The organism is Streptomyces sp. NPDC039430 (genome assembly GCF_055639435.1).
This window is the reverse complement of record NZ_JBVKAK010000003.1, coordinates 426127-451295: the sequence shown is the minus strand read 5'-3', so window position 1 is coordinate 451295 and position 25169 is coordinate 426127. Positions and strand designations below refer to the sequence as shown.

The following is a 25169-nucleotide window of genomic DNA, read 5'->3' as shown; positions in this document are numbered from 1 at the left end:
CCTGCCTCAGCTCGCCGGGTAGCGGTCGATCGGCGGGGGCGGGGTGGCCTGGCGCCCGGAGAGGCCGAGGGTCGCGTCGTACGCCTTCTGCCAGTTGCCGTTCCGCTCGTTGACCACGAGGGCGTCGTCGAGCGCGAGACGCAGCGCGTTGTCGGCGCGCGGTACGCCGATGCCGTACGGCTCCTTCGAGAAGGGCTTGCCGACCACCTTGAGCGCGCCGGGCACCTTGGCCGCGTAGCCCTGGAGGATCGTGTCGTCGGTGGTGACGGCGTCGACCTGGTACGTCAGCAGATTGTCCACACAGACGGAGTACGAGTCGTAGCCGACGAGTTGGATGCGCGGGTAGTCCTGCTGGATCCGCTGGTACGGCGTCGATCCCGAGGCCGAGCAGACGCGCTTGCCGTCCAGGTCCTGCGGCCCGTGGATGCCGTTCTCGTCGGTCCTCACCAGCAGCGACTGGCCGGCCAGGTAGTACGGGCCGGCGAATCCGACGAGCTTCTTGCGGTTCTCGTTGATGGTGTACGTGCCGACGTAGTAGTCGATCTGCCCGTTCTGCAGGGCGGTTTCCCGGTTCGCGGAGGCGATCGTACGGAAGCGGATGGTCTTCGGATCGAAGCCGAGGGACGCCGCCATCATCCTGGCGATCTCGATGTCGAAGCCGGAGTAGACGCCGGTGGCCGGGTCCCTCTCCCCCATGTACGGCTGGTCCTCCTTGGCGCCGACGGTCAGATAGCCGCGTCGCTTCGCCTTGGTCCATGTCGGTGAGGCGGGCAGCCGGAAGGCGGTGTCCACCCGGTAGTGGGGCAGCGCGTCGGCCCGCGGGCCCTTCACGGGCGGGCTGCCCGGCTTTCCGCAGCCGCCGGTGAGCGCCGCCAGCAGGGCGAGCAGGAGGGGCAGGAGCGGTGCCGTAAGCGTTCTCCCGCGCGGTGCCCGACCGGAGATCATGGACCGCACCCCCTCAGTGCTTGAGGATCTTGGAGAGGAAGTCCTTCGCCCGGTCGCTCTCCGGAGCGGTGAAGAAGTCCTCCGGGGTGCGGTCCTCGACGATGCGGCCGTCGGACATGAAGACCACGCGGTTGGCGGCGGAGCGCGCGAAGCCCATCTCATGGGTGACGACGACCATCGTCATGCCCTCACGGGCGAGCTGCCGCATGACTTCGAGCACCTCGTTGATCATCTCCGGGTCGAGCGCCGAGGTGGGTTCGTCGAAGAGCAGGACCTTGGGGTCCATGGCGAGCGCGCGGGCGATGGCGACGCGCTGCTGCTGGCCGCCGGAGAGCTGCGCGGGCAGCTTGTCGGCCTGCGAGAGAAGTCCCACCCGGTCGAGCAGCTCCCGGGACCGCCGGTCGGCATCCTCCTTCTTGCGCTTGCGGACCTTGATCTGCGCGAGCGAGACATTGTCCAGCACGGTCCGGTGCGCGAAGAGGTTGAACGACTGGAAGACCATGCCCACTTCCGCGCGGAGCCGCGCGAGCCCGCGGCCCTCGGCCGGCAGGGGCGTTCCCTCGATGGTGATCAGGCCGGACTCGATCGTCTCCAGCCGGTTCATCGTCCGGCAGAGAGTGGACTTCCCGGAGCCGGAAGGGCCGATGACCACGACCACTTCCCCGCGGGCGACCGTCAGATCGATGTCCTGGAGGACATGCAACGGCCCGTAGTACTTGTTGACGCCCCGCAGTTCGATCAATGAATCGACGGCCATGCGCTGCCCCACCCACTCCCGGCTGTGTCGAAGTCAGCGCAAACTATCCAGCCGGACAAGGGACTTCGCGTTCGACACGCACACATGGGACATAAGCCGTATTTACTGCAAAAGAGGCCGGGTTCAGGCCTCGGCGGCCTCCGCGTAGACCTGGGACAGCTCGGGCGCCCCGGTCGCCGCCCAGTCGAGACCGGACTCGACGACCTGGATCTCGCGCCCGGAGACGAGGCGCACCACGGGGTGCCCGCCGGGCCAGATGTGCCAGACCGCGCCGGGCACCGTACGGACGATCACCGTGCCCAGATACAGCCCCGCGTCGTTGCCCAGCCAGGGCAGCTCCTCGGGGTCGTCGCGCCAGCGCGGCGGCAGCTGGTCGAGCGCCTCCAACGAGGCCGGGGAGTTGTCCAGTTCAAGGCCGTTCTGCCCCGCCCGGACACGCAGCAGCTCGCACTCGGAGAGCAACTCGGCCACGCCCTCCGGGTCGCCGTCGACGGCGGACGCGAGCGAGGTCCCGTCCTCGCCGCCGTGCCGCTTGCGCCAGTTGTCCAAGAAAGGGATGTTCATACCACTCAGCCTGCCATTCGCCCCGCCGGGGCACCATAGGGCGCGCGCAACGGGCGGTGCCCCGCGGGCGAGTGAACCGAGCGTCTTTAAAGAGGGACCTCGATGTCGACGACCACCGGGGCGTGGTCGGACGCGCCCTTGCCCTTGCGCTCCTCGCGGTCGACATAGCTGTCCTTGACGGCGCCCTCGAACGGTCCGTTGCCGTAGACCAGGTCGATGCGCATGCCCTTGTTCTTCGGGAAGCCCAGCTCGCGGTAGTCCCAGTAGGTGTACGGACGGTCGTACTTGAGCGGGCGGGGCACCACATCGGAGAGCCCCTCCTCGCGCAGCGCGGCGAGCGCACCGCGCTCGGCGGGGGTGACATGCGTGGCCCCCTCGAAGCGGGACAGGTCCCACACGTCCTCGTCGGCCGGGGCCACGTTGAAGTCACCGAGGACCGCGAACGGCCGCGCGCCCGCCGCGTCGTCGGCCACCGCCTCGCGCAGCGCCTCCAGCCAGCGCAGCTTGTACGCGTAGTGGTCATGGCCGACCTCGCGGCCATTGGGCACATAGACGGACCAGAGCCGGACCGGGCCGCAGGACGCGGAGATCGCGCGCGGCTCCGTCACTCCTTCGTACTCCGGCCCGCCGGGCAGCCCCTTGACGATGTCCGTCAGGCCGGCCCGGGAGATCAGCGCCACTCCGTTCCACCGGCCGGTGGCGTTGACCGCCGACTCGTAGCCCAGCTCACGGAGCTGTTCCGCGGGGAACTGCTCCTCCGTGCACTTGGTCTCCTGGACGCACAGCACGTCCGTACCGGTGCTCTCCAGCCAGGCCAGCAGCCGGGGCAGCCGGGCGGTGATCGAATTGACGTTCCAGGTGGCGATGCGCATGCGCGACAGCCTATCGGCGGGGTCCGACAGTCACAGCTCGGCCGAGCGGCCCGGGGCGAGCCGGCTGTGTTCGGCGCCGCCCAGGTTGCCGATCTGGGTGTCGTAGATCGGCCGGGCCAGCTCGGTGAGCAGTGCGTCATGGACGTCGAAGGAGCGCCGCGGTTTGACCTCGCGTACGTACTCGATCACCTCGGAGATCTTGTTCCAGGGCGCCTGTACGGGCAGCAGGAGCGTGTCGACCGGGTGGTCGGGAACGGTCAGCGCGTCGCCGGGGTGGAAGACCGAGCCGTCCACGAGATAGCCGACGTTGGTGATCCGCGGGATGTCCGGGTGGATCACCGCGTGCAGCTCGCCGTAGACCCGGACGTCGAACCCGGCCGCGGAGAACGTGTCGCCGTGGCCGACCGTGTGGACACGGCCGGGGAAGGCGGCGGAGATCTGGTCGGCGACGCTGCGCAGCGTCCACAGCTCCGCCGCAGGGTTGGCCCGGAGGCCGGCCCGCAGATGCCCCTCGTCGAAGTGATCGGCGTGCTCGTGGGTGACGAGGATGACGTCCGCGCCGTTCGTGGCGTCGTCCTCGGTGAAGCCGCCGGGGTCGATGACGAGCGTACGGCCGTCCTTCTCCAGCCGGACGCAGGCGTGTGCCTTCTTGGTGAGCTTCACCGCTGACCGCCTCCCTCGCTGTCGGTGCCGCGCGCCTTCCGCGCCGCGTACTGCCCTGCGTACTGCCCCGAGTACTGCGCTGCGGACCGCCCCGCGTGCTGCCCCACGCTCAGCCGCGCGGACAGCCGCGCGCGTACTGCCATCCTGCTACGCATCGGGCGTGGTCTCCTCCTGGATCACGGTCCGCGCGACCCGGAACGCGGTGTTCGCCGCCGGGACGCCGCAGTACACGGCCGTCTGGATCAGCACTTCCTTGATCTCGGCGGGCGTGAGGCCATTGCGCAGCGCGGCCCTCGTATGGAAGGCCAGCTCCTCCAGATGGCCGCCCGCGACCAGAGCCGTCAGGGTCACGGCGCTGCGGGTGCGGCGGTCCAGACCTTCCCTGGTCCAGACCTCGCCCCAGGCGTAGCGGGTGATCAGCTCCTGGAAGTCTCCGGTGAAGTCGTCCGCCGCGGCCATGGCGCGGTCCACATGGGCATCGCCCAGGACCTGTCTGCGCACCCGCATGCCCGCCTCGTACGGGTCGGGCCGCCCGGTGGTCACGGCCTCGGGCTGCTCGGCGGGCGCGATCTCGGCGACCGGGCCGATCATCGCCGAGAGCGTGGGCGCGGGACCGCGGTCGGGCAGCACGGTGAGGCCGGTGGAGGTATCGGACGGGTTGTACCAGGCGGTGGAGAAGTGGTGGACGAGGAGATCCGTGACGGCGGCGGGCTGCTCGACGGGCGCCAGATGGGAGGCTCCGGGCACCAGCGCGAGCCGGGCGTCCGGTATCCCCGCGACCAGCGTGCGCGCCTCGGCGGGCCCGGTGACATGGTCCTCGGCCCCGACCAGTACGAGGGTGGGTACGGCGATACGGCCCAGCTCCGCCCGGATGTCGAAGGCGGCCAGCGCCTCGCAGGAGGCGATGTAGCAGCCGGGATCGGTCGTACGGACCATCTGGACGGCCCATTCGACGATGGCCGGCTGGGCGGCCGCGAAGCCGGGGGTGAACCAGCGCTCGGGCGCGCTGCGGGCCATCGGGTCCAGCCCGTTGGCGCGGACGATCACCCCGCGCTGCCGGAACTCGTCGGCCGTGCCGAACCGCGGCGAGGCGGCCACCAGCGCGAGCGAGGCGATCCGGTCGGGACGGCGCAGCGCCAGCTCGGCGCCGATGGCACCGGCGATGGAGCAGCCCACGTAGCCGAACCGCTGCACCCCGATCTCGTCGAGCGTGGCCAGCAGCCGTTCCGCCAGCTCGGGGACGCTGGCCGCGGCGTGCGCGGGGGCTCCGCCATGGCCGGGGAGATCGAAGCGGAGCACCCGCCACTGGCGGGCCAGCTCGGGCACTTGACGATCCCACATGTGCCACGTTGTGCCGAGGGAGGGGCCCAGGATCAGGATGGGCGCTTGTTCCGGTCCGTCAAGACGGTATTGCAGGGTCTGCGACGTCGTATCACTCACGCGTCCGAACCTCTCACATCTCTCCCTCTCCCACGACAGCCCGGTATGCCGGTCCGCCGGAGCCCGGACGCGAACGGACCGCCCTACGCGTCGGCCTCGTCGGCGACCGCCCGGACAGGGCCTAGTTGGCCGCGCCGTCGAGCAGCCAGTTGTAGCGGAGTCGAAGCGCTCGCTCCATGCTGCCCATCGCTGCCGCGACCCCGAGGGTGACGTTGAGCCACAGCGGCAGGTGGACGGGCGACTCGAAGCTCCCGACGCGTGAGGCGACGGGGGGTATCCGGGAGAGCGGTTCGACGATCTGCACGACGAGAAGACCGGCACCTACGAGGAGCGCGATGAGGGAGCAGAAGCCGATCCACCGGCTGAGCGCCGGGTGGTCGCGGTCGAGGCGGGCGCGGCGGCCCTCGGCGGAGGCAGGGTGCGGGACGAGCTGGTGTTCCGCACCCGCGGTGGTGACGTAGTGGCAGCGCTTGATCCCGAAGCCGCTCATCGCCACCTCGATCGTGCCGTTGGGCACGGGGAAGGCGGCGGGGAGCCTGGATTCGGCGTGGAGCCTGCCGTCGAGATACAGGTGCGCCTTGACGGTGCCGGCGCTCTGGTTCTGCCAGTGCCGGACATCGATCGCGTACATCGTCCGACGACCGTCGTGCCGCGTCAGGGGAAGCTGGAACAGCGCGCGGCCGGGCAACTGCCACCAGCGGAAGCGTCGCAGGGGCCGCCCGTCCCCCGGTCGCACGCGCTTGGCGGCTCGACGCCGCTGCCGCTCCTCGAACATCTTTCAGCCTCCCTGTGGCTCTCGGCCGCATCCCGCACTCACGACTAGCACACTGTGATAGTGACCCGGGGAGCTAAGCTATCACGGTGTACTAGTACGGCGTGATGAAAGGCGGCGGCAGTGACGGAGAAGAAGGAGAGCGTCGGCACGCGGGAGCGGATCCTCGCGGCGGCCGCGGCGATGATCGGAGAGGACCCCTCGGTGAACCTGAGCGTGCGAACGGTCGCGGCGCGGGCCGGGGTGAGCACCGGATCACTCCGGCACTTCTTCCCTGCGCAGCGCGAACTGCGGGACGCGGTGCTCGCCGTCATCTATGACCACGTGGTCTCCGAGGACGGGATCCACGACCGTTCGGTCCCGGCGCGCGACCGGCTCGTGAACTGTCTCCGGCAGGTGCTCGCGCCTGCCGGAGTGGGGGAACAGGCACGAGAGGCATGGGGCAGGCTCTACGAGACATTCATCGCCCCCGAGCCGACCGACGAGGTGCGCGCGGCGTATCTCGCCATGGACCGGGAAGGGCAACGCCGTGTCGAGTCCTGGCTGGCGATCCTCACGCGGGAGGGCGCGCTGGCCGCGGGAGAGAACACTCGACGCGCGAGATTCCTGATGACCGTCCTCAACGGACTCGCGGCCGAGAGGGCGTTGCCCGCCGGGAAATCGCTCCTGCGATCCGAGACGGAGACCTTGTACATGGCCGTCGACTGCGTCCTCACCTCTCGAACGTGACGGCCGGTCACCTCCGACGCAGCCGGTCAGGCACGCCACCGGGCACGGCACGCCGCCGGGCACGGCACGCCACCGGGCACTACGCGAAGAAGGACAGGCCGCCGGGTCAGGCCGCGGCCGAGCCCGATGGCCAAAGGGTCCGAGATCCCCGACGGATTCAGGCTCCGTGTCGCCGCGGTCCGTGCTCGGGCGCGCCGTCTGTCCGGGATGCCGGGCGTGCGTGTCGGCGGCGGATCACGAGCATGGTCAGGAGCAGGAGCGCGAAGAGGACGAGGATCACGGCGGCGCCCGTCGCGTGCAGGAAGTCGGCGATGGTCCGCTGGACGGCGCCGGCCGCGTTGATCACGGGGTCGCTGGTTCGGGGGTTGTTCCGGACGCGGATCTCGTACCAGCCGTAGTGGGCGACGTAGGCGCCGACGAGGAGGAGCAGTCCGCCGCCGAGCCGTGGCGTGATGGAGCCGAGGCGGCGCAGGCCGGTGACGGCGGTGGTGCGGGTGAGGGCGACGGTGAGGGAGGCCGCGCCGACGATCAGGCCCATGCCGGCGGCGTACGCGGCGAAGAGGGCGATGCCTTCGCCGGCGGAGCCGGTGCGGAAGGCGGAGACGACGATGGCGAGGAAGGGGGCGATGGTGCAGCCGAGGGAGGCGGTGGCGTACGCCATGCCGAACAGGGCCATGGAGGGCAGGGAACGCGTCACCTTCGGGGCACGCCGTGGCTTCGGGGCCAGGGCGGGCAGCCGGCGGCCGGCGAGCAGCCACGCGCCCGCTGCGGCCAGGAGCAGTCCGAAGACGATGGTGAACCAGGGCAGGTGTCGCTGGACCTGCCCGGCCACGGGCTGGAGGGCGAGTCCGAAGGCGCCGAAGAGGGCCGCGAACCCAGCCGTGATCGCCACGGTCGCGGCCAGGGCACGGCCGAGGGCGACCGTGCGGCCGGGGGTGTCGTCGCCGAGGACGAGCAGGGACAGGTAGGCGGGCAGGAGGGCGAAGCCGCAGGGGTTGACGGCGGCGAGCATGCCCGCCGTGAGGGCGAGGGCGAGGGGAGGGCCGGCCATGTCGGTTCAGCCGGTCAGCCGGTCAGTCCGGCGACCTTCTCGGCCAGGCCCCTGCCCGCGGGCAGGACCCCTTCGTAGACGGTGGTGCCGTTCTTGTCGAGGATGACGTAGCGGCTCTGCTCGGTGACCTCGAATCGCTTCCACACCTCGCCCTTCTCGTCCGACAGGTGCGGGAAGACGCCGGTCCTCGTCTCGGCGACGAAGTCCTTCATGGCGGTGTTGGTATCCAGGCCGGCGACGCCCACGACGCTCACCGTGCCCCGGTGGGCGGTGGCGACCTTCGCGGTCTCGGCTGCCTGGGCCTTGCACGCGGGGCACCACGGGGCCCAGAACCACAGCACGACCGGCCTGCCCGCGAGGTTCCCGGCGTCAAACGGCTTGCCGTCCACGGTGGTCGCGGTGAAACCCAGCGCCTCGGGCACCGCCGCGCCGCCAACACCGCCCGGGGAGCCGGTGGCGATGACGGGCACCCGGGGGCTGGACTGGGCAGCCGTCGGTGAGCCTGCCTCCGCGCCGACGCCGGTGTCGGAACCACTGTCCGCGCCGCACCCCGTGACGGTGAGCAGGATGGCGGCGACGGCGGCCGGAAGGAGGGCACGGGTTCGCATGGGTGACTCCTGTCTGTCGGGGACGGGAGGTGAACCTAGATCGCCGCGCCGGCGCTTCTCGGCTTCCTGGTGCGGTGGTGTCCTTACGGTCCGGTGACGTCGTCCAACGGGCAGGCCCGCCGCGGGACGGGCCGAGGGCGTGGTCGGGCCTCGACTCTGCCAGTCGTCGCGGACCCCCTACGGGATCTTGAGACCATGAACAGCCCATGGCAGGCTCATGCCGCATGATCGATGAATTCGCGAAAGGCAACCTGCACGGGAGACTGCGGCGGGACCGCAAGGCGCTGCTCTGGAAAGTCGACGGCTTGTCCGAATACGACGCCCGCCGGCCTTTGACAGCGACCGGGACCAACCTCCTCGGCCTGGTCAAACACGTGGCCACCGTCGAGGCCAGGTACTTCGGTGAGGTCTTCGACCGCCCTTCCCCGGAACCGCTGCCCCGGTGGCAGGACTCCGACGGCAGCGATCTGTGGGCGACGGAGGACGAGACCCGCGATCAGATCATCGGGTTCTACCGGCGCACGTGGGAACACTCGGACGCGACGCTCAACGAGCTTCCCCTCGACGCCCCCGGCCACGTGCCGTGGTGGCCGGAGCCTTATGCCGACACGAACCTGTTCGCCGTCATGGTCCATGTCCTCGGCGAGTCCATCCGGCATGCCGGGCACGCCGACATCCTGCGCGAGGGCCTCGACGGCCGGACCGGGTTGCGCGCCGAACACGAGAAGCAGATCGACGAGGAAGCCCGTGCAGCGTACTGCGCGAAGATCGAGCAGGCCGCCAGGTCGGCCGCACCGATCAAGGCTTAGAGGTTGTCTCGACGTGGTGATCCTCGGACCACGAGTGGGCCCGACCACTACCACCCGGCCGCAGGATGGGTCCCTCACCCCGAGTCCTGACGGGCCGTCAGCAGCTGGCCTCGGCGGCTACAGCTGCCATGCTGTGCGAGATGAACCGGCGCTCCCTGAGCCGCGCCGGTCACGCGCCCGCGGTGCCCCGGATCTGTTTGAACCGGTTGCGGTGTGCGGTCTGCTTCACCCGGTTACCGCAGATCGCCATGCTGCACCACCGGCGGACACGACCGCGGGTGTGGTCAGCGAACATGAGCGTGCATGCCGGGCCTTCGCAGGCCTTGACGTCGGAGAAGTCCTCCTCGGCGAGGAGTCCCGCCAGCGCTTCGCCGATGGGGTGCAGCAGTGCGTCCGGTGAGCGCCGGCGGCGTGCCCTCCGCAGTTGCAGCGCCGGCCCGTTGTGCTGTTCCACGAAGTCGAGTTGGAGGAACGCCTCGTCCCGTGCGAGCAGCCGGTTCAGGGGCGCCAGTTCCGCCTGGCTCTCCGCTCCCAGGGGCCTGCCCTTGTGTTCGAGGACGAATTTCCTGAACTCCTCGCGCAGGCTGCGTGTCCGGGCGGCGACCGTGTCGAACTCGCCCGGCATGGCCCGCTCCCGCGGCGACGCGAGCGTGTCGGGCGACACCAGTTCCGCCTCCTCCAGCCAAGCCAGCAGGCCCGCGCCGTCCTCGATCCGGTCGACCTCTGTGTCGACGGGCGTCGCGACCGAGTTGAGGAAGTCCAGACCGGGCGAATCGGCCAGGAACAGAGCCGGAGTGTGTGGGGCCATCCTGGGCTGTCCTTCGTGCTCGTCGCACGGAACCGAATCCATCTGGAGGAGACCGCGGACATGGTGCGGAAGGAAGGGGCCCGGACACTCGTCATCGACGTGGACCTCTCGGGCCGGGCGGCGGCCGCGACGGTGACCGGGCGCACCCTCGACGCCTTCACCCGCATCGACGCCCTGGTCAACATCGCGGGTGCGGTACCCCAGATCGATCTGTTCGAGATGACGGACGAGCAGTGGGACGCGGGCCTCGCCCTCAAACTCCACGGAGCCCGGCGACTGACGATCGAGGCATGGCCGGCACTGACCGAGACCAAAGGCTCCGTCGTCCTGATGTCCGGCAACTCCGCAGCGTCATGCCCGGCGCCGTCATGACCAACCGCCGCCGCTCCTACCTCGAACACTGGGCCCCCGATCACGGCATGACCGTCGAGGAAGCCATCGACGCGTTCCCGGAGAAGGCCGGGATCGGACGCTACGGCCGGCCCGAGGAAATCGCCGGACTCATGGCCTTCCTGGTCTCACCCGCCGCCCGCTGGATGACCGGCTCGACACTCCGCATGGACGGCGGCGAGGTCAAATCCGTCTGACGAATTCGTCCGACGAATCCGTCCGACCGACCGTACAAACGGACAACCCACCGCTCCCGGCGGCACACGGGAAGCGAGAACGCTGTGAGCCGTCGCGTCCGCAGGGCCGGCCAGGACATCCCGGCCGGCCCACGCCGTGCTCATCATCGACGCGTACGACGAACTCGCGGCGCGCGCCCCGGCCGTGCGGCCATCGCCCCCGTCCGCGTGTACCGGGCGTCAGCCCTTGACGGTGAATCCCGCCCGCAGCAGCGATGCGTCACGGGACGACGGACCGACCAGGAGCTCGAAGGCACCGGCCTCGACGACACGCTCGCCCCGCGCGTCCACGAGCGCGCACGCGGCGACCGGTAGATCGATCAGGACCTCACGCGACTCCCCCGGCGCGAGCGGCACTTGCCGATATGCCTTCAGCTCCTTCTCCGCCCACGTCACCGAGGTGACGGTGTCGCTGACGTACACCTGCACGGTCTCCAGAACGGGGCGCGTGCCGGTGTTGGAGACCGTGAGCCGTGCGTGGACCGAGTCTCCCGTCCCCAGCTCCGCGGTGGGGATCTCCAGGTCCGCGTACTCGACGGTCGTGTAGCTCAGGCCCTCGCCGAAGGCGAAGGCGGGGCTCTGCGTCAGATCCGCGTAGCGGGCGCCGTGCTGGCCGCGCACCTGGTTGTAGTACGTGGGCTGTTGCCCGGCGTGGCGGGCGAAGGAGATCGGCAGCCGGCCGGCGGGCTCGACGAGGCCGAGGAGCAGCTCGGCGACCGCCTGTCCGCCGCGCATGCCGGGGTTGAAGGCGTACACGATCGCCGCGGCGTTGTGCGCGGACGGCGGCAGGACCAGTGGCTTGGAGCTGATGACGACGACCACCAGCGGCTTGCCGGTCGCGGCGAGTGCGTCGAGGAGGGCGACCTGCCCCCCGACCAGCTCCAGAGTCGCCGTCGACCTGCCCTCACCGATCAGTTCGATACGGTCGCCCACGACGGCGACGACGTAGTCCGCGGCCTCCGCGCGCGCCACGGCTTCGGCGATCAGCGTCTCGGAGGGCTCCGCGGGGACGACGACCTCGGGGCGGGGCTGCCCGTCGGGGAAGAACGCGCCCTCCGGGTCGGCGTCGACGGTGAGGATGTCCGCGCCACGGGCGTACGACACGCTCCAGCCCTCGGGGACATGGGCGCGGAACCCTTCGAGCACCGTCGTGATCATCGCGCGCGGCTGGCCGTCGGGGAGCCAGTCGGCCTGGCCGGAGGAGCCGGCCCAGTCACCGAGCTGGGTCTGGGCGTCGTCGGCGTTGGGACCGATGACGGCGACCGTACGAGGCGCGCTTTCCGCGCCGGCGACGGCCCGGCCTCCGGTACCCGTCCCGAATCCCCCGGCCAGGGGCAGGGTGCCGTCGTTGGTGAGCAGGACGAGCGAGCGGCGGGCCGTCTCCAGGTTCAGAGCGGCGTGCTCCGTGCTGCCGATCACCTCGGCCTGGCGGGCGCGGTCGGGGCGGCGCGGCTCCTCGAAGAGCCCGAGTTCGAACTTGAGGGTCAGGATACGGCGGACCGCTTCGTCGATCTCCGCCTCGGCGAGCGTGCCCCGCTCGACCGCCTCCTGCGCTCCGTCGAAGAACTGCGGTGTCGTCATCACCATGTCGTTGCCCGCGCGGACCGCCGCGGCCGCAGCCTGGGCGTAGTCGCTGTGGATCCGCTGCTCCCACACCATGCGGCCGACGTTGTCCCAGTCGGTCACGAGCGTGCCCGTGTACCCCCACTCGCCGCGCAGGACGTCGTTGAGCAGCCAGTCGTTGACGGTGATCGGAACACCGTCCATGGACTGGTAGCCGAGCATGAACGTACGGCACCCTTCGCGGGCGACGCGTTCGAAGGGGGGCAGGAACCAGGAGCGCAGCTTGCGCCGCGAGATGTCGGCCTCGCTGGCGTCCCGGCCGCCCTGGGTCTCCGAATATCCCGCGAAGTGCTTGGCGCAGGCGAGGATCGCCGTCGGGTCGGAGAGCCCGTCGCCCTGGTAGCCGCGGACCATGGCGGAGGCCAACTCGCCGATGAGGAAGGGGTCTTCGCCGAAGGTCTCGCTGATCCGTCCCCATCGCAGGTCCCGTGCGATGCACAGCACGGGCGAGAACGTCCAGTGCACACCGGTCGCCGCGACCTCCACCGCCGTCGCCCTGGCGACCCGCTCGACGAGGGCCGGGTCCCATGTCGCGGCCATGCCCAGCTGAGTGGGGTAGATCGTCGCGCCCTCCCAGAAGGAGTGACCGTGGATGCAGTCCTCGGCCACCAGCAGCGGGATGCGCAGCCGCGACCGTTCGGTGAGTTCGGCCGCTTCGAGAACGCGCTCGGGCGAGGCGTGGACGAGGGAGCCCGCGTGCATGTCCGCGACGACGTGCACGCCCTCCTTGGCGTTCAGCTGCAGCATCTGGCCGACCTTCTCGGGCAGCGTCATACGGCTGACAAGGTCGTCGACCCTTTCGGCGATGGCCAGAGCGGGGTCGAGGTAGGGCGGAGAGGATGGCACGGGAGTTTCCCTTCACGGCTTCCGGTGAGATGCGCGGGTTTCGGTGGGATGCGCGGGCGACGGGCCTCGGGAGCGCCGGGGCCGGATGTGGTCTTCCGGGCGGGCGTACGGCGGGGCCGGGCCGAGGGGGCGAGGGGGGTTGTATGCCGAGGGTGCCGAGGGTGCCGAGGGGGCGTATCAGGACCGGAGCGTCACGTGGTCCCGCGAACACGGTCGCCGTCCGTCGTCACCCCTTCGCGGAGAGGCGGGGGCGGGGCGGGTTCCGTCACGTACCGGCTGAGGCCGGACGGACGTTCGCCGCCCCGGGCGAACGACGTCCGCTGTGGGCTCGCGGTGTGTTCTCCCTGGCTGGGGTCGTTGTCATCGGCGGTAGTCTCCCGTGTCGGAACGGCCCGGTCGGCCACTCCGGTTCACCGTACGCCCAATACCGACCTGGTGGTAGGTATTGGTGGGGTGAACCCCGCCTGTGATGCCGTCCGGCACCGCAGGACAAGAGCCGGGAGGGTGGCCAGTGACCGCCGAACCACGAGGTGGCTATGCCAAGGGCCGTGCCAAGCGACGCGAGATCATCGACCACGCCGTGGCCATGTTCGGAGAGGTCGGCTACCGGGGAGCCTCGCTGCGGGTGATCGCGAACCGGGGCGGTATCTCGCACACCGGTCTGCTGCACCACTTCCCGACCAAGGAGTCCCTGCTGCTCGCTGTCCTGGAACACCGGGACCAGGTGGACGGCGCGTGGCTGGCGCGTGACGGCGCCGTCGGCGTCGACCGGCTCCGCCGGCTCACCGAACTCGCCGAACTGAACACCACGCGCAGGGGGATCGTCGAACTGTTCTCCGTCGTCGCCGCGGAGGCGACATCGGCCGAACACCCCGCGCACAGATACTTCGTGGAGCGCTACGAGAACACGGTGGCGACCACGGCGCTCGCGTACTCGCAGGCCCGCGAGGAAGGCGTCCTGCGGGCGGACGTCGACCCGGACACGGCGGCGCAGCAGTTGATCGCCCTGATGGACGGACTGCAGGTGCAGTGGCTTCTCAGCGGGTGTGTCACCGACATGGTGGGTGTGCTGCGCGCCCATGTGAGGGCACAGCTCACTGTGCCCTTCTGAGCGCACGCGCGTCACGGGGCGGGCGCGGGCGCCGCACCACGTCACAGGGCGGGTACGGGCGCCGCACCACGTCCCGGGGCGGGCAAGGGCCCCTCGCGGGCCGCCCGACCCGGCCGGCGCGACCTCCTCCGGCGGCCGGTGCTCGGCACAGGCCTCAGCCCACGGCATGGCGGGAGCGGCTCATGAAGGCGATGCTGATGGTCGCCACAAGGCTGTACAGGGCCGGCGCCAGGAACACGAGCGGCAGTCCGAGCAGACTCACGCCGAGGCTGCCTGTCAGCCCGCCGAGGGCGCTGGCGATCGCGGGGGAACTCATGAAGACGGCCGAGGCGGTCGCGACGGCTTCGGGCAGCAGGCGTTGGGCGACGATGATTCCGAGGCCGGCGAAGACACCCCACACACCGCCCATGAGGATCTGTCCGGCGAACATGCCGAACGCGCTGCCGGTCAGGGCGAAACAGAGGTTCGCGACGACACCGAAGGCGGCACCGAGGACCATCAGGGGCATCATGCCGATCCGGCGGGCGACGACCACGGCCACCGGCATGAGGATCAGTTCTAACAAGGGCTGGATGCCGATCACCGCGCCGCTGACCGCCGTTGGCAGGCGCATGTCGTTGAGCATATAGATCGTCAGATAGCCGTATTTGATCGGCTCCCCCGCGTAGACGAGCACGTACAGCCCGGTGAAGGCCAGCAGGGGCAGCATGGCCCGCACCCCCGGGTGCGGGCCGGGGCGCACGGCCGATATCTCCGTCCTCACCTCGGACGTGGCCGGGGTCTTTGCACCGGGTCGAGCCGAGGGTGTGCGAGCCGAGGGTGTGCGAGCCGAGGGTGTGCGCGCGAAGCCCATGGGGACGACCTGGGCGAGGGTGCACAGTCCGGTCGCCACGAGCATCGCGCGCGGTCCTGCGGCGGTGGCCAGCAGCGAACCCGCGACCGGCCCCACGATCCATCCCGCGGTCATCGCCATGCGCACGATCGAGACGATCCCGTCGCCGACGGAGCCGGCGCCGGCCCGCAGCTCGTCGTGGACCGCGGCGAACAACTGCGAGCCGGCGGCACCGGCGAAGGCCAGGACCACGGCACTGATCACAAAGGGCATCCACACCTGGTCCGACACGGCCATGGCGGTCCAGCCGAGGAATCCGGCCAGGGCGCACAGCCGGAAGAGCCCGAGCCGTCTTCCCGTACGGTCCGAGCGCGCGCCGACGAGGTATCCGGCGACCGGGGCGGTGATGCTCGTGAGGTAGTACAGGCCGGCCGTGGTCAACGGGACATGCAGGTCGTCCACGAGGAACAGGGTGATCTGCGGGGCGGCGGCCGAGGCGCCCAGCCCGGAGAGGAACAACGCGAAGGTCGCCCCGCGATAGAGCGGCGAGTTCCACACCGTGCGCAGCGCGGACGGAGTGGGCGCGACGCCGTCGGCGGCGAGTATTCGTGACACGGCATGCCCCCCGGGAGATCAGCCTCAAGACGCCCCACACCGTATCTTCGAACAAATAGAACATCAATGGCGTTCGCAAGCCTGCTCCAGGAACATTCCTCCCGTTCAATCCGAGTGTGGACGACGCGGATCGTCAGCGCCCGCTCCGGGGATGGCACCGTCCGGTGCCGAGCGCGGTCGTGTGCGGGGAGGCCCCGGCGGGCCGGCCACCCCGAGGACGCCACGCCTTCCGTACGTGCGCGTTCACACGTCGCGGCGCCGCACGACGACCACGGCGAGTACGACCGCGATCAGCGGCCAGAGCACGTACACGGCCCATGAGCCGGGGACGGTGGCGCTGTAGGCGAGCGAGTGGGGATCCGGTGCCCAGTTCTGGGCCAGGCGCTTCCACGCCGTGACCGGCATCGCGTGGCTCACGGCGGCGGACCAGCGTGCGCTCTGCGAGAAGATCGGAGGAAGCATCACCAGGATGAAGGCACTGGTGACCATGGTGGTCGCGCTGTGCCGGATCAGGGCCCCGAGGCCGAGGCCGGTCAGTGCGCAGACCGGGGCCAGCAGGGCGGACGCCACCAGCGCCCGGAGCACTCCGGGATGGGTGAGGGATACCCCGGCCCGCTGCCCGTTCAGGATGGCCTGGGAGACCAGAAAGCAACCGGTGGAGATGACCGCCCCGGCCGCTGTCCAGAGCGCGGCGGTGACGACCGCCTTGGCCAGCACCACCGCACCACGGGCGGGCACTGCCACGGTGGTGGTGCGGATCAGGCCGCTGCTGTACTCGCTCACGACGGTGAGGGCACCGACGCTTCCGGCGACGAGCATCAGCGCCATATGACCGGCGGCGGGGAAGGCGACGAACACGAGGAACCCCTGATCGGCCCTCGCGGCCGGGCTCATCGCCCGGAGGTCGTCGATATCCGCCAGTGCCGCCACAGCGGCGGACCCGATGACGAACAGGGTGGTGAGTGCGAGGACCCATGGGGTGGAGCGCAGGGACCGTATCTTGATCCATTCGGAGACGAGCAGGTCGCGGAAACGGACGGGCGGTTCGACGGCGGGCACGGCCGAGGCGGTCGGGGTGGCCGGGGGGAGAGTGGTCATCGGGGTTGTCCTGCCTGGTATTCGACGCTGTCGGCGGTGAGTTCCATGAAGGCCGCCTCCAGTGAGGCGGTTCGGGTGGTCAGCTCGGTCAGCAGGATCCGGTTCTCGAAGGCGAGTGCCGCGATCCGGTCCGCCGGCAGGCCGGTCACGATGAGCTTCTCGGCGTCCGCCGGTCCCTCCGGCTCGACCGACGCCCCCGCGGCGGTCAGCACCGCCGTCAGCCCGGCGGCCTGCCGCGTACCCACCACGACGCCGAGGCGGGTGCCCCGTGCCGCGAAGTCCCGTACCGACTCGGCGGCGATGAGCCGGCCCCGGCCGATGACGACGAGTTGGTCGGCGGTGTTCTCCATCTCCGACATGAGGTGGCTGGAGAGGAAGACCGTACGGCCCTCGGCCGCCAGGCGCCGGAAGAGGCGGCGCATCCAGAGCACGCCTTCCGGGTCCATGCCGTTGACCGGTTCGTCGAATATCAGCACCGGCGGGTCGCCGAGCAGCGCGGTGGCGATCCCCAGCCGCTGCTTCATGCCGAGCGAGAAGCCGCCGAGGCGGCGGGGCGCGGCCTCGGCCAGGCCCACCTCGTGCAGCACCTCGTCCACCCGGCGTCGGGGGATCCCGTTGCTGTGGGCCAGGGCCGACAGATGAGCCGCGGCGGTGCGTCCGCCGTGGACCCGGCCCGCGTCGAGGAGGGCGCCGACGTGCCGCAGACCGCGCCGGTGGCAGCGGAAGGGGACGCCGCTGACGGTGGCGGCGCCGCCGGTGGGCGCGTCCAGGCCGAGGATCATCCGCAGGGTGGTGGTCTTGCCGGCTCCGTTGGGGCCGAGGAATCCGGTGACCCGGCCCGGTCGCACGGTGAAGGACAGCCGGTCGACGGCGGTCTTGCCGCCGTAGCGCTTGGTGAGTTCCTTGACTTCGATCACGGGGACAACGCTGCCGGGGAGGGCCCCGTCCGGTCATGGGGCCGTGGGCGGCAATCGCGCGGCCGGCTTCGCCCGTGGGCGTACGTCCGCGGGCCGATCCCCCAGGGGCCGCGGCTGGATACTCTCGCGGGATGGACGCCCTACCGACCATCCCGTTGCCCGTGCGCGTCACACGGCGCGGTCTCCCTCCTGAGAGGCCACACCAGCGATGACGAGCGGAAAGGTCACGGCCTGGGTGGGAGGTGCCCTCTATCTCCTCGCGGTGGGCCTGCTCGTGGGAGGTGCGCCGCGGGCTTCGGGCACGGTCCACGGCATCGGAGGACTGCTGGCGGCGGCTCTGCTCGTCGGTGTGCTGCGACGCATGCCGCTCCTGGCGCTGTCCATCACGCTGTTCGGATCCACCGCCGTGGTGGTGGGCCCCCCGAGCTCCGCCCCCGCGAGCCTGTCGGCCTCGTATCAGGGCCAGTTCCTGTCGTATCTGGCGGTGGATCTCGTCCTGGGCTTCACCGTCGCCACCTGCGCGCGGCGCGTTTCGATCGCCGCCGTGGCCGGATCCCTCGTCGTCCAGTTTCTGATCATCGGTGGTTTCTCGCACGGGGACGGCGTGACCGTCAATGTCGTGATCGCCCTCCTCGCGATGGCCGCGGCCTGCACGGGTGGACTGCTGAGCCGCGAGCGCCGCGAGCACGTGGTGGCGCTGCGTTCACAGGAGGTGGCCGAGGCCGTGATCGCCGAACGGCTGCGGATCGCAAGGGAGTTGCACGACATGGTCGCGCACAGCATCGGCATCATCGCCATCCAGGCCGGGGCGGCGAGCCATGTCATCGGGACCCGGCCCGCGGAGGCCGGTGAGGCGCTGCGGGCCATCGAGGCCACCAGCAGGGAGACCCTGTCGGGGCTTCGGCGCACGGTGGTGGCACTCCGCCAGGCGGACCCGGTTACGGCGGCCTCGGGGAGACAGGCGGCCCTCGCGCCCTCGCCGGGGCTGGCGGACATCGACCGGCTGGCGGCGGCCACGGCCGACGCGGGGGTACGCGTGGATGTGCGCCGCGGCGGGCAGGAGCGTCCGCTGCCGGCCGACATCGACCTGTCCGCCTTCCGTATCGTTCAGGAGGCGCTGACCAATGTGGTTCGCCACGCGGGCACCGGACGCTGTCGGGTGCTCATCGACTACGGGGACGAGGAGCTGTCCGTGGAGGTCGTCGACGATGGGCGCGGTGCCACCGGGAACGCCTCGGTCCACGGCTTCGGTCTCGTGGGCATGCGGGAACGGGTCGCCCTGTTGCACGGCGACCTCAGCGCCGGGCCGCGTCCCGAGGGGGGCTTCCGGGTGACGGCCCGGCTGCCGCTGCCCGCCCCCGTCGAAATTCCGGCGGAGGCCGGATGACCGCCGGTCCCGTACGCGTCGTTCTCGCCGACGACCAGCCACTGGTGCGGTCCGGCCTGCGCCTGGTCATGGCCGACCACCCGGACCTGGAGGTCGTCGGTGAAGCCGCGACCGGTGCCGAGGCGGTCCACCTGGTCAGGGACATCGGCCCCGACGTCGTGGTGATGGACATCCGGATGCCCGGCATGGACGGGATCGAGGCCACTCGCCTGATCACCGCCGGTCCGACCGCGACGCGTGTTCTCGTCCTGACCACGTTCGACGAGGATGACAACGTCTACGGCGCGCTGCGGGCCGGAGCGAGCGGCTTCGTGGTCAAGGACATGGCGCTGAACGACATCCTCGCGGCGATCCGTGTGGTCGCCGCCGGCGATGCGCTGATCGCGCCGACGGTCACGCGCCGGCTGATCGCCGATTTCGCCGGACGCCCCCCGCGGCGCTCCCCGCGGCCGGTCGCGGGCATCACCGAGCGGGAACAGGAAGTCCTGACCCTCATCGGGCGCGGCCGGACGAACACCGAGATCGCCGAGGACCTCTTCATCACGGTGGCCACCGCCAAGTCCCATGTGTCACGCCTGCTCACCAAACTGGGCGCCCGGGACCGGGTCCAACTCGTGATCACCGCCTATGAGACGGGACTTGTCACACTGCCCGGATAGACAGGTCCTGATCGAGGCGGCTGTTCCTGTCCAGCTCGAACCGGCCGCACATCTCCTCATCTGGACACCTTCGATGACGGCTGAACCGCCGCGCCGTGGCGATTGAGGTGCCGGGTTCGGCGGGCCATCTGAGCGGTTCGTTCCGGCAGCCTGAACGAGAACCCGACGGATACTGGTCGGATGGATGGATCAAGGGCTTCTTGGGTCAACACCACGCACGACTGGGCCGGCATCGTGGACGCGGACCATCTCGGTCGGATCCGCCAGGGATCCGCCGAGTTCGCTCCGGGCGGGCCCGAACACCTTGTTCTTGAGATCGTTGCTTACGCCGCTGACGAGGCAGCGAGCCGGGGCGGCGGTCAGTGTGTGGTCACGCTGCACACCGACGGCTCGGTATCGGTGAAGGATGACGGACGGGGCACCGACACTCGGGTCGACGAGCATGGCCGGGTGGTGAAGAAGCCGGTGATGGCCACGAAGGATCTTCGGTTCTTCGACCTCCCGGAGGCCGAGTGGCTTCCGGACGGACATCCGCGTCGCGGCATGTCCGTCGTCGCGGCCCTCAGCGAGTGGCTGATCCATACCAACCGCCGTCTCAACGGATCCTGGAGCCAGCGCTATGAGCACGGCGTTCCGGTGACCGATCTGGAGCCGGTCGAAGCCGACGGGGCCACGGGGACCTGCATCCGCTTCCTGCCGGACGAAGCCCTGCGCTCGCGGTGGTCGTTGACCCCGGGCGATCTGGCGCGGTGGTCCGAGCACTGGCCCGGCCTGACTGCCCGCCTCGACGATCAGCGCGACGGCGAGGACCGGTCGAGTCGGTGACCACAGGGCACCGCGATCGAGCCGCACCGGAGAGAGCGGCCCCGGCCGGCTCCCGACCTGCGGTCCTGGTGCTCGGCCTCGGTGGCTTGGAGATGGCAGGAACCGGAGCCGGTCCCGGTCAGGGTGCATTCGAAGTCGCGCCGGTGCCGCGCCCGCCGGTGACGTCGGGCAACGGCTCGCGTCGGATGGCCGCCAAAGGCGTGAAGATCAGCGATCGGCTTCGGCCGGGCCGCGCGTTCGAGGGGTGGCGTCGGTGCTGTTTCTGTCCGACGGCGCCTCGGATTGCTTGGCCGTGGTGGCGGGGCCGGGAGTGCCGGGGCGGGGGATGACGGGGCCGGGCCGCTTCGTCGGGGGCGGTGGGGCCGAGGGGCCGCGCACGGGCGGTGGGGCGAGGGGGACCGTCGGGGACGCTGGTGGGCCCGGTCCGGTCAGGCGGACCGGAAGGACGATGAGGGCGGCGACCACACACACCACGCCGGCCCTGGCCGCGGTGCGCAGCCGCCGGCGGCGGACCGCGGCGCGGCGGATCGCCTCGTACCGGCCGGCGGGCGGGCCGAGGTTGTCGAAGGAGGGCCGCAGAAGCACCGTGAAGGGGTCGTCTGGCTCGAACTCCGGGCCGTCGTCAAAGCGTGTGGTCAAGGCTTCTCCTCAGGTGGGCACGGAGCAGTTCGCGGGCCGCGTGGAGGTCGGCCTTGACGGTTCCTTCCTTGCGCCCGGTCAGTACGGACACCTCCCGGATCGGCATGTCGGCGTAATAGTGCAGCAAGATCACGACACGCAGTCGTTCCGGCAGTGACTGCACGAGCAGGCGTACCGACGGGTCCTCCTGTTCGGGGTGGGGGCGCACGGCGGCTTCGGTGGTGGCGCGGTGCATGGCCTTCCGCTCGCGCTCCAGTTTGCGCCAGTGGTCACGGACGAGGTTGGCCGCGGTGACGTAGAGGAAGCCACGGGGCTCCTCCACGTCTGTCCAGCGGGCCCAGAGCCTGGTGAACGCCTCGGAGGCGATCTCGTGGGCCATCCCGTCGTCGTCGACGAGACGGCGGCACCAGCCCGCGAGGCGCGGGTAGAGGGCGCCGAACAGCTCGGACGCTGCCTTCTCGCGGGACCGTTTCAACGCTCTCCATGGTCGTGACGCGTTCGTAGGGAAGGATCCCAGGCCGTTGGCGTTTGGTTCCAACGGCCCGGGATCCGGGTGCGGGTCAGGGACTCGCCGGGCCCAGTGCGGCGAAGACGATCACGTTGTCGCGGTACTCGCCACCGGCCGCGGGGCCGCCGCACGTGATGAGCCTCAGCTCCGGACGGCCCACGTCCCCGTATACGTCGTCCGTCGGGAAGTCCGCCTTGGCGACCGTCCGTACGGCGCTGACGGTGAACGGCGCCTCCGTGCCGTTCTGCAGACGCGCCACGATCCGGTCGCCCCGGTGCAGCCGCGCGAGGTGACGGAAGACCCCGTCCCCGTAGGCGCCGACCGTGACATGACCGAGGATCACCGACGGCCCGACCTGACCCGGCGTGGGCGAGTGCCGGTACCAGCCCGCCCGGTCGTGCTCCGCGACCGGTGGCACCTGCACACTGCCGTCCGGCGCCAGCCCCAGCCCCATGACCGGGGTGTCGACCCCGATGGCCGGGATGCGCAACGCCACGGGGACCGAACGCCCGAGGGCACGCGCCGCCGTCGCGGGGGACCCGGAGGAACGTGCAGGCGGTGGCGCACCGCTGGGCTGGGCCCTTGTGTCCCGGCCCGCGCCGGGGCCGCCGCAGCTCACGACCAACGAGGCCGTCGCCAGGGTGAGGAACGCGCGCCTGGAGGGCGAGGTCATGCCCCGGTCGTCGTCCGGCGGCGCAGGACGAAGACCGCCGCGCCGCCCGCGACGAGCACCGCGGCGGCGCCCCCGCCGATCAGCCCGGCGTCGGAGCCGGACCGCGTCGATACGAGCGTCACACCGGTGTCGGGCGCTCCGCTCGGTACGACGGACACCTGGTCCCGCGCCGGAGTCTTGGCCGGAGCCTGGGCCGGGGCCTCGGCCGGCCCCGCGTCCTTGGGCGGAGTGCGCGCCGGCTCCGGGGTCGGGGCCGCCGTGGCGGCCGGGCGGGCCTTCTGGGGGGAAGGCGTCCCGTCGGCGAACGCGGGCACGGTGCTCGCCAGTACGGCGGTGCACGCGAGTGCCGTGGCACTCAGGATGGTGCGGCGCATAACTCGCTCTCTCTTTCGCTGGTCCGCCCGCCCGGTGGCTCGGCGGGCTGAGTAACGGATCGTGCGGAGAGACGAGGCAGCGGCGGAACCGGTTGTAAAGAAAAGGCAAAGGACGTCGCAGCCCCCCCTCCAGCCGTTCAGCCGAACGCCCGCCGCACCGAGTGCGGCACGTCGCCGTCCGCGAGCCCTTCCACCGTGGTGACCTCCCGCCCGTCGACCGCGACGGCGAGCGTCAGACAGGACAGCGCGGTCCTGACGTCGACATGCACCGTGCGCCCCGCGCCGACCGCGGTCGCACTCCTTCTCGGGGCCGGTGACGCGCAGGGGGCGCGTGGTGCGTCCAGTTCGACCCTGACTCATGACGACATGAAGATCCGATCAATCGCGTCGGCCGATTCCCGTCCCCTTTCCCGTTCCCCGCACCGCTGTTGAGGGCTGCCATCGCCAGGGGAGAGGCCAAGGGGGACATTTTGTCATGCACAAAAACTAATCTTCGGATAGTTCAGCGCCGACCCTTGACCCTCCTAGACCTCCGATGTTCACTACGCCTGACGACGCCGCCGCCTCGTCACACATCACCGCTTCGCTCAGCCAGCGCCCTCGCGCGCCCCGAGAGAGGACCGGATAGTGCGCACTGTGTCCCGTGCCCTGATCGCGCTCGCTCTGGCGGCCATGTCGCTCGTCGCCGTACCGCAGGCCCCACCCGCCTCGGCGGCGCCGGCCCAGGCCCCCGCCCCGGCCCCTGCCGCCGCTCCCCTCACCAAGGTCCTGGTCTTCTCCAAGACCGCCGGATTCCGGCACTCGGCCATCCCGGCCGGAATCGCCGCCGTCCAGAAGCTCGGCGCGGCCAACGGGTTCACCGTCACCGCCACGGAGGACGCGGGTGCGTTCACCGCGGCCGACCTGGCGCAGTACCAGGCGGTGATCTGGCTCTCCACCACCGGCGATGTGCTGAACCCCGCGCAGCAGACCGCCTTCGAGTCGTACGTCGCGAACGGCGGCGGTTACGTCGGTGTGCACGCGGCGGCCGACACCGAGTACGACTGGCCCTGGTACGGCGGGCTCGTCGGCGCGTACTTCGCCTCGCACCCCGCCACCCAGCGGGCCACCGTCAAGGTCGAGGACCGCGCGTCCGTCTCCACCTCGCATCTGCCGCAGCGCTGGACCCGCACCGACGAGTGGTACGACTACCGCGCCAATCCGCGCTCGGCGGTGAAGGTGCTCGCCAGTCTGGACGAGACGTCGTACTCCGGCGGCACCATGGGCGATCATCCGATCATCTGGTGCCAGGACTACCGGGGCGGACGGTCCTGGTACACCGGGCTCGGCCACACCGAGGAGTCGTACGCGGACCCCGCCTTCACCACCATGCTCCTCGGCGGCATCCAGACCGCGGCGCGCGCCAAGGCCGCCGACTGCCGTCCGGAGACCGGTTACACGCCGCTGTTCGACGGCAGCCAGGCCAGCCTCGACAGGTGGCGGCAGGCGGGCGCGGGCAGTTTCAGCCTCGCCGACGGCACGCTCTCCTCGGTCGGCGGCATGGGCCTGCTCTGGTATCCGGTGACCCCCTTCGCCGACTACTCGCTCAAGGTCGACTGGATGATGCCGGGCGACGACAACGGCGGCGTCTTCATCGGCTTCCCCGACCCGCAGGGCGACCCCTGGAAGCCGGTCGACCTCGGCCACGAGATCCAGATCGACGCGTCCGACGGCGACCCGACCCGTACCACCGGGAGCGTCTACAGCTTCCAGGCTCCCGACGCGGCGGCGCGCGCGGCGGCGCTCAACCCGCCAGGGACCTGGAACGGTTACGAGATCGCGGTGCACGGCCGGCATGTCGAGATCCGGCTCAACGGCGTCAAGATCAACGACTACACCAGCAACCGTGACATCGCCCTCGGTCACATAGGTCTCCAGAACGACGGCGCGGGCCTGGACATCAGCTACCGCAACGTCCGCATCAAGCAGGACGGCGCGCCGGCCACCGATCTGGCGCGGGGCAAGCCCGTCACGGTCACCAGCGTCGAGCCCGGCAGCACGCATGTGGGTGCCAACGCGGTGGACGGCGACTCCGCCACCCGCTGGGGCAGCGCGTACTCCGACCCGCAGTCGATCACCGTCGACCTCGGCGCCGTCCATACGCTCCAGCGGGTCCGGCTCAACTGGGAGACCGCGCACGCCACGGCGTACACGGTGCGGACGTCGACGGACAACGTCACCTGGCGCACCGTCAGTACGGTCACGGCGGGCGACGGGGGTCTCGACGAGCTCGCCGTGAGCGGCACCGGACGGTACGTACGGGTGCAGGGCACCACACGCGCGACGCAGTACGGCTACTCCCTCTGGGATCTGTCCGTGTACGGCACCAGTCAGTAACGAGTCACCACTCGATCGACCCGCCCGGACGGCCTGGGGCGT

Annotated in this window: 29 protein-coding genes; 9 read left to right on the top strand and 20 right to left on the bottom strand. The window is 70.8% G+C overall.

The window, feature by feature from the left end; genetic code table 11:
- Positions 1 to 6: 6 nt before the first annotated feature.
- The 8 genes from ACZ7LS_RS11130 to ACZ7LS_RS11095 form a co-directional block, all read right to left on the bottom strand.
- Complete coding sequence (locus ACZ7LS_RS11130) at positions 7 to 945, bottom strand: glutamate ABC transporter substrate-binding protein (RefSeq protein WP_385129320.1); 939 nt, start codon at positions 943 to 945, stop codon at positions 7 to 9.
- Positions 946 to 958: 13 nt separating this feature from the next.
- On the bottom strand, positions 959 to 1702 hold the full coding sequence (locus ACZ7LS_RS11125; RefSeq protein WP_382523056.1) for an amino acid ABC transporter ATP-binding protein: 744 nt from the start codon (positions 1700 to 1702) through the stop codon (positions 959 to 961).
- Positions 1703 to 1825: 123 nt separating this feature from the next.
- Positions 1826 to 2266 carry a DUF6278 family protein gene (locus tag ACZ7LS_RS11120; RefSeq protein WP_385129318.1) on the bottom strand — a complete coding sequence of 147 codons (441 nt, stop codon included), beginning with the start codon at positions 2264 to 2266 and terminating at the stop codon, positions 1826 to 1828.
- An 86-nt stretch (positions 2267 to 2352) separates the two neighbouring features.
- Positions 2353 to 3138, bottom strand: coding sequence for an exodeoxyribonuclease III (locus tag ACZ7LS_RS11115; protein WP_385129316.1), 786 nt, complete (start codon positions 3136 to 3138; stop codon positions 2353 to 2355).
- 30 nt (positions 3139 to 3168) lie between these two features.
- The gene (locus ACZ7LS_RS11110) at positions 3169 to 3801 is read right to left on the bottom strand and encodes an MBL fold metallo-hydrolase (protein ID WP_382523065.1); all 633 of its coding nucleotides are present in this window, start codon (positions 3799 to 3801) and stop codon (positions 3169 to 3171) included.
- Positions 3798 to 3956, bottom strand: a complete 159-nt coding sequence (locus ACZ7LS_RS11105) for a hypothetical protein (RefSeq protein WP_385129314.1) — start codon at positions 3954 to 3956, stop codon at positions 3798 to 3800. Before ACZ7LS_RS11105 ends, ACZ7LS_RS11110 begins: the two co-directional genes overlap by 4 nt.
- Positions 3949 to 5241 carry a bifunctional 3-oxoadipate enol-lactonase/4-carboxymuconolactone decarboxylase PcaDC gene (pcaDC, locus tag ACZ7LS_RS11100; protein WP_382523070.1) on the bottom strand — a complete coding sequence of 431 codons (1293 nt, stop codon included), beginning with the start codon at positions 5239 to 5241 and terminating at the stop codon, positions 3949 to 3951. Before pcaDC ends, ACZ7LS_RS11105 begins: the two co-directional genes overlap by 8 nt.
- A 121-nt stretch (positions 5242 to 5362) precedes the next feature.
- Complete coding sequence (locus ACZ7LS_RS11095) at positions 5363 to 6016, bottom strand: hypothetical protein (protein WP_385129312.1); 654 nt, start codon at positions 6014 to 6016, stop codon at positions 5363 to 5365.
- Between the two features lie 120 nt (positions 6017 to 6136).
- Between ACZ7LS_RS11095 and ACZ7LS_RS11090 the strand changes: the two genes are divergently transcribed.
- A complete protein-coding gene (locus ACZ7LS_RS11090; protein ID WP_382523076.1) occupies positions 6137 to 6742 on the top strand; it encodes a TetR/AcrR family transcriptional regulator in 606 nt (201 codons plus the stop codon).
- 157 nt (positions 6743 to 6899) lie between these two features.
- Here the strand turns inward: ACZ7LS_RS11090 and ACZ7LS_RS11085 are convergent, their stop codons facing one another.
- Positions 6900 to 7793, bottom strand: coding sequence for a cytochrome c biogenesis CcdA family protein (locus ACZ7LS_RS11085; RefSeq protein WP_385129310.1), 894 nt, complete (start codon positions 7791 to 7793; stop codon positions 6900 to 6902).
- 14 nt (positions 7794 to 7807) lie between these two features.
- A complete protein-coding gene (locus tag ACZ7LS_RS11080) occupies positions 7808 to 8401 on the bottom strand; it encodes a redoxin family protein (RefSeq protein WP_385129308.1) in 594 nt (197 codons plus the stop codon).
- A gap of 224 nt (positions 8402 to 8625) precedes the next feature.
- Between ACZ7LS_RS11080 and ACZ7LS_RS11075 the strand changes: the two genes are divergently transcribed.
- Positions 8626 to 9210 (top strand): DinB family protein, encoded by a 585-nt coding sequence (locus ACZ7LS_RS11075; protein ID WP_385129306.1) that lies wholly within the window; start codon positions 8626 to 8628, stop codon positions 9208 to 9210.
- A 169-nt stretch (positions 9211 to 9379) separates the two neighbouring features.
- On the opposite strand, the gene ACZ7LS_RS11070 is transcribed toward ACZ7LS_RS11075, so the two are convergent.
- Positions 9380 to 10018, bottom strand: coding sequence for a CGNR zinc finger domain-containing protein (locus ACZ7LS_RS11070; RefSeq protein ID WP_385129304.1), 639 nt, complete (start codon positions 10016 to 10018; stop codon positions 9380 to 9382).
- Between the two features lie 15 nt (positions 10019 to 10033).
- On the opposite strand from ACZ7LS_RS11070, the gene ACZ7LS_RS11065 reads away from it, so the two are divergent.
- Together ACZ7LS_RS11065 and ACZ7LS_RS11060 are read left to right on the top strand one after the other, a co-directional pair.
- Positions 10034 to 10390 (top strand): SDR family oxidoreductase, encoded by a 357-nt coding sequence (locus tag ACZ7LS_RS11065; protein ID WP_385129302.1) that lies wholly within the window; start codon positions 10034 to 10036, stop codon positions 10388 to 10390.
- Complete coding sequence (locus ACZ7LS_RS11060) at positions 10387 to 10605, top strand: SDR family oxidoreductase (protein ID WP_382667949.1); 219 nt, start codon at positions 10387 to 10389, stop codon at positions 10603 to 10605. Before ACZ7LS_RS11065 ends, ACZ7LS_RS11060 begins: the two co-directional genes overlap by 4 nt.
- 219 nt (positions 10606 to 10824) lie before the next feature.
- On the opposite strand, the gene ACZ7LS_RS11055 is transcribed toward ACZ7LS_RS11060, so the two are convergent.
- On the bottom strand, positions 10825 to 13113 hold the full coding sequence (locus tag ACZ7LS_RS11055; RefSeq protein WP_382523100.1) for an exo-beta-d-1,3/1,6-glucosidase: 2289 nt from the start codon (positions 13111 to 13113) through the stop codon (positions 10825 to 10827).
- A 469-nt stretch (positions 13114 to 13582) separates the two neighbouring features.
- On the opposite strand from ACZ7LS_RS11055, the gene ACZ7LS_RS11050 reads away from it, so the two are divergent.
- Positions 13583 to 14224 (top strand): TetR/AcrR family transcriptional regulator, encoded by a 642-nt coding sequence (locus tag ACZ7LS_RS11050; protein WP_382523102.1) that lies wholly within the window; start codon positions 13583 to 13585, stop codon positions 14222 to 14224.
- Positions 14225 to 14378: 154 nt separating this feature from the next.
- Here ACZ7LS_RS11050 and ACZ7LS_RS11045 read toward each other — a convergent pair whose 3' ends face one another.
- The 3 genes from ACZ7LS_RS11045 to ACZ7LS_RS11035 form a co-directional block, all read right to left on the bottom strand.
- Complete coding sequence (locus ACZ7LS_RS11045; protein ID WP_385129299.1) at positions 14379 to 15671, bottom strand: MFS transporter; 1293 nt, start codon at positions 15669 to 15671, stop codon at positions 14379 to 14381.
- A gap of 243 nt (positions 15672 to 15914) precedes the next feature.
- Positions 15915 to 16769 (bottom strand): ABC transporter permease, encoded by an 855-nt coding sequence (locus ACZ7LS_RS11040; RefSeq protein ID WP_382874327.1) that lies wholly within the window; start codon positions 16767 to 16769, stop codon positions 15915 to 15917.
- Entirely contained in the window at positions 16766 to 17686 is a 921-nt protein-coding gene (locus ACZ7LS_RS11035; RefSeq protein ID WP_385129297.1) for an ATP-binding cassette domain-containing protein, read from the bottom strand. The genes ACZ7LS_RS11040 and ACZ7LS_RS11035 overlap by 4 nt, the downstream gene beginning before the upstream one ends.
- A 208-nt stretch (positions 17687 to 17894) precedes the next feature.
- Here ACZ7LS_RS11035 and ACZ7LS_RS11030 point away from each other — a divergent pair, with 208 nt between their 5' ends.
- The 3 genes from ACZ7LS_RS11030 (at position 17895) to ACZ7LS_RS11020 (ending at position 20557) form a co-directional block, all read left to right on the top strand.
- The gene (locus tag ACZ7LS_RS11030) at positions 17895 to 19073 is read left to right on the top strand and encodes a sensor histidine kinase (protein ID WP_385129295.1); all 1179 of its coding nucleotides are present in this window, start codon (positions 17895 to 17897) and stop codon (positions 19071 to 19073) included.
- Positions 19070 to 19732: a response regulator gene (locus ACZ7LS_RS11025; protein WP_382874334.1), complete on the top strand. Its 663-nt coding sequence runs from the start codon at positions 19070 to 19072 to the stop codon at positions 19730 to 19732. The genes ACZ7LS_RS11030 and ACZ7LS_RS11025 overlap by 4 nt, the downstream gene beginning before the upstream one ends.
- Positions 19733 to 19912: 180 nt before the next feature.
- Positions 19913 to 20557, top strand: coding sequence for an ATP-binding protein (locus ACZ7LS_RS11020; protein WP_385341665.1), 645 nt, complete (start codon positions 19913 to 19915; stop codon positions 20555 to 20557).
- A 207-nt stretch (positions 20558 to 20764) separates the two neighbouring features.
- Here the strand turns inward: ACZ7LS_RS11020 and ACZ7LS_RS11015 are convergent, their stop codons facing one another.
- The 5 genes from ACZ7LS_RS11015 to ACZ7LS_RS10995 form a co-directional block, all read right to left on the bottom strand.
- Positions 20765 to 21196 (bottom strand): hypothetical protein, encoded by a 432-nt coding sequence (locus ACZ7LS_RS11015; protein ID WP_385129291.1) that lies wholly within the window; start codon positions 21194 to 21196, stop codon positions 20765 to 20767.
- Positions 21180 to 21671, bottom strand: a complete 492-nt coding sequence (locus ACZ7LS_RS11010; protein WP_385129289.1) for an RNA polymerase sigma factor — start codon at positions 21669 to 21671, stop codon at positions 21180 to 21182. Before ACZ7LS_RS11010 ends, ACZ7LS_RS11015 begins: the two co-directional genes overlap by 17 nt.
- Positions 21672 to 21756: 85 nt before the next feature.
- The gene (locus ACZ7LS_RS11005; RefSeq protein WP_385129287.1) at positions 21757 to 22377 is read right to left on the bottom strand and encodes a class F sortase; all 621 of its coding nucleotides are present in this window, start codon (positions 22375 to 22377) and stop codon (positions 21757 to 21759) included.
- Complete coding sequence (locus tag ACZ7LS_RS11000; RefSeq protein ID WP_382667977.1) at positions 22374 to 22751, bottom strand: sortase-dependent protein; 378 nt, start codon at positions 22749 to 22751, stop codon at positions 22374 to 22376. The genes ACZ7LS_RS11005 and ACZ7LS_RS11000 overlap by 4 nt, the downstream gene beginning before the upstream one ends.
- A gap of 137 nt (positions 22752 to 22888) precedes the next feature.
- Positions 22889 to 23020: a (2Fe-2S)-binding protein gene (locus ACZ7LS_RS10995; protein WP_382523128.1), complete on the bottom strand. Its 132-nt coding sequence runs from the start codon at positions 23018 to 23020 to the stop codon at positions 22889 to 22891.
- A 367-nt stretch (positions 23021 to 23387) separates the two neighbouring features.
- Here ACZ7LS_RS10995 and ACZ7LS_RS10990 point away from each other — a divergent pair, with 367 nt between their 5' ends.
- The gene (locus ACZ7LS_RS10990; RefSeq protein ID WP_385129285.1) at positions 23388 to 25127 is read left to right on the top strand and encodes a ThuA domain-containing protein; all 1740 of its coding nucleotides are present in this window, start codon (positions 23388 to 23390) and stop codon (positions 25125 to 25127) included.
- Positions 25128 to 25169: the final 42 nt, after the last annotated feature.

Coding starts and splice junctions, on each gene's coding strand:
- ACZ7LS_RS11130 (WP_385129320.1), bottom strand. CDS start 945: ATGATCTCCGGTCGGGCACCGCGCGGGAGAACGCTTACGGCACCGCTC.
- ACZ7LS_RS11125 (WP_382523056.1), bottom strand. CDS start 1,702: ATGGCCGTCGATTCATTGATCGAACTGCGGGGCGTCAACAAGTACTAC.
- ACZ7LS_RS11120 (WP_385129318.1), bottom strand. CDS start 2,266: ATGAACATCCCTTTCTTGGACAACTGGCGCAAGCGGCACGGCGGCGAG.
- ACZ7LS_RS11115 (WP_385129316.1), bottom strand. CDS start 3,138: ATGCGCATCGCCACCTGGAACGTCAATTCGATCACCGCCCGGCTGCCC.
- ACZ7LS_RS11105 (WP_385129314.1), bottom strand. CDS start 3,956: ATGCGTAGCAGGATGGCAGTACGCGCGCGGCTGTCCGCGCGGCTGAGC.
- ACZ7LS_RS11095 (WP_385129312.1), bottom strand. CDS start 6,016: ATGTTCGAGGAGCGGCAGCGGCGTCGAGCCGCCAAGCGCGTGCGACCG.
- ACZ7LS_RS11085 (WP_385129310.1), bottom strand. CDS start 7,793: ATGGCCGGCCCTCCCCTCGCCCTCGCCCTCACGGCGGGCATGCTCGCC.
- ACZ7LS_RS11080 (WP_385129308.1), bottom strand. CDS start 8,401: ATGCGAACCCGTGCCCTCCTTCCGGCCGCCGTCGCCGCCATCCTGCTC.
- ACZ7LS_RS11075 (WP_385129306.1), top strand. CDS start 8,626: ATGATCGATGAATTCGCGAAAGGCAACCTGCACGGGAGACTGCGGCGG.
- ACZ7LS_RS11070 (WP_385129304.1), bottom strand. CDS start 10,018: ATGGCCCCACACACTCCGGCTCTGTTCCTGGCCGATTCGCCCGGTCTG.
- ACZ7LS_RS11060 (WP_382667949.1), top strand. CDS start 10,387: ATGACCAACCGCCGCCGCTCCTACCTCGAACACTGGGCCCCCGATCAC.
- ACZ7LS_RS11050 (WP_382523102.1), top strand. CDS start 13,583: ATGCCGTCCGGCACCGCAGGACAAGAGCCGGGAGGGTGGCCAGTGACC.
- ACZ7LS_RS11040 (WP_382874327.1), bottom strand. CDS start 16,769: ATGACCACTCTCCCCCCGGCCACCCCGACCGCCTCGGCCGTGCCCGCC.
- ACZ7LS_RS11030 (WP_385129295.1), top strand. CDS start 17,895: ATGACGAGCGGAAAGGTCACGGCCTGGGTGGGAGGTGCCCTCTATCTC.
- ACZ7LS_RS11025 (WP_382874334.1), top strand. CDS start 19,070: ATGACCGCCGGTCCCGTACGCGTCGTTCTCGCCGACGACCAGCCACTG.
- ACZ7LS_RS11020 (WP_385341665.1), top strand. CDS start 19,913: ATGGATGGATCAAGGGCTTCTTGGGTCAACACCACGCACGACTGGGCC.
- ACZ7LS_RS11005 (WP_385129287.1), bottom strand. CDS start 22,377: ATGACCTCGCCCTCCAGGCGCGCGTTCCTCACCCTGGCGACGGCCTCG.
- ACZ7LS_RS11000 (WP_382667977.1), bottom strand. CDS start 22,751: ATGCGCCGCACCATCCTGAGTGCCACGGCACTCGCGTGCACCGCCGTA.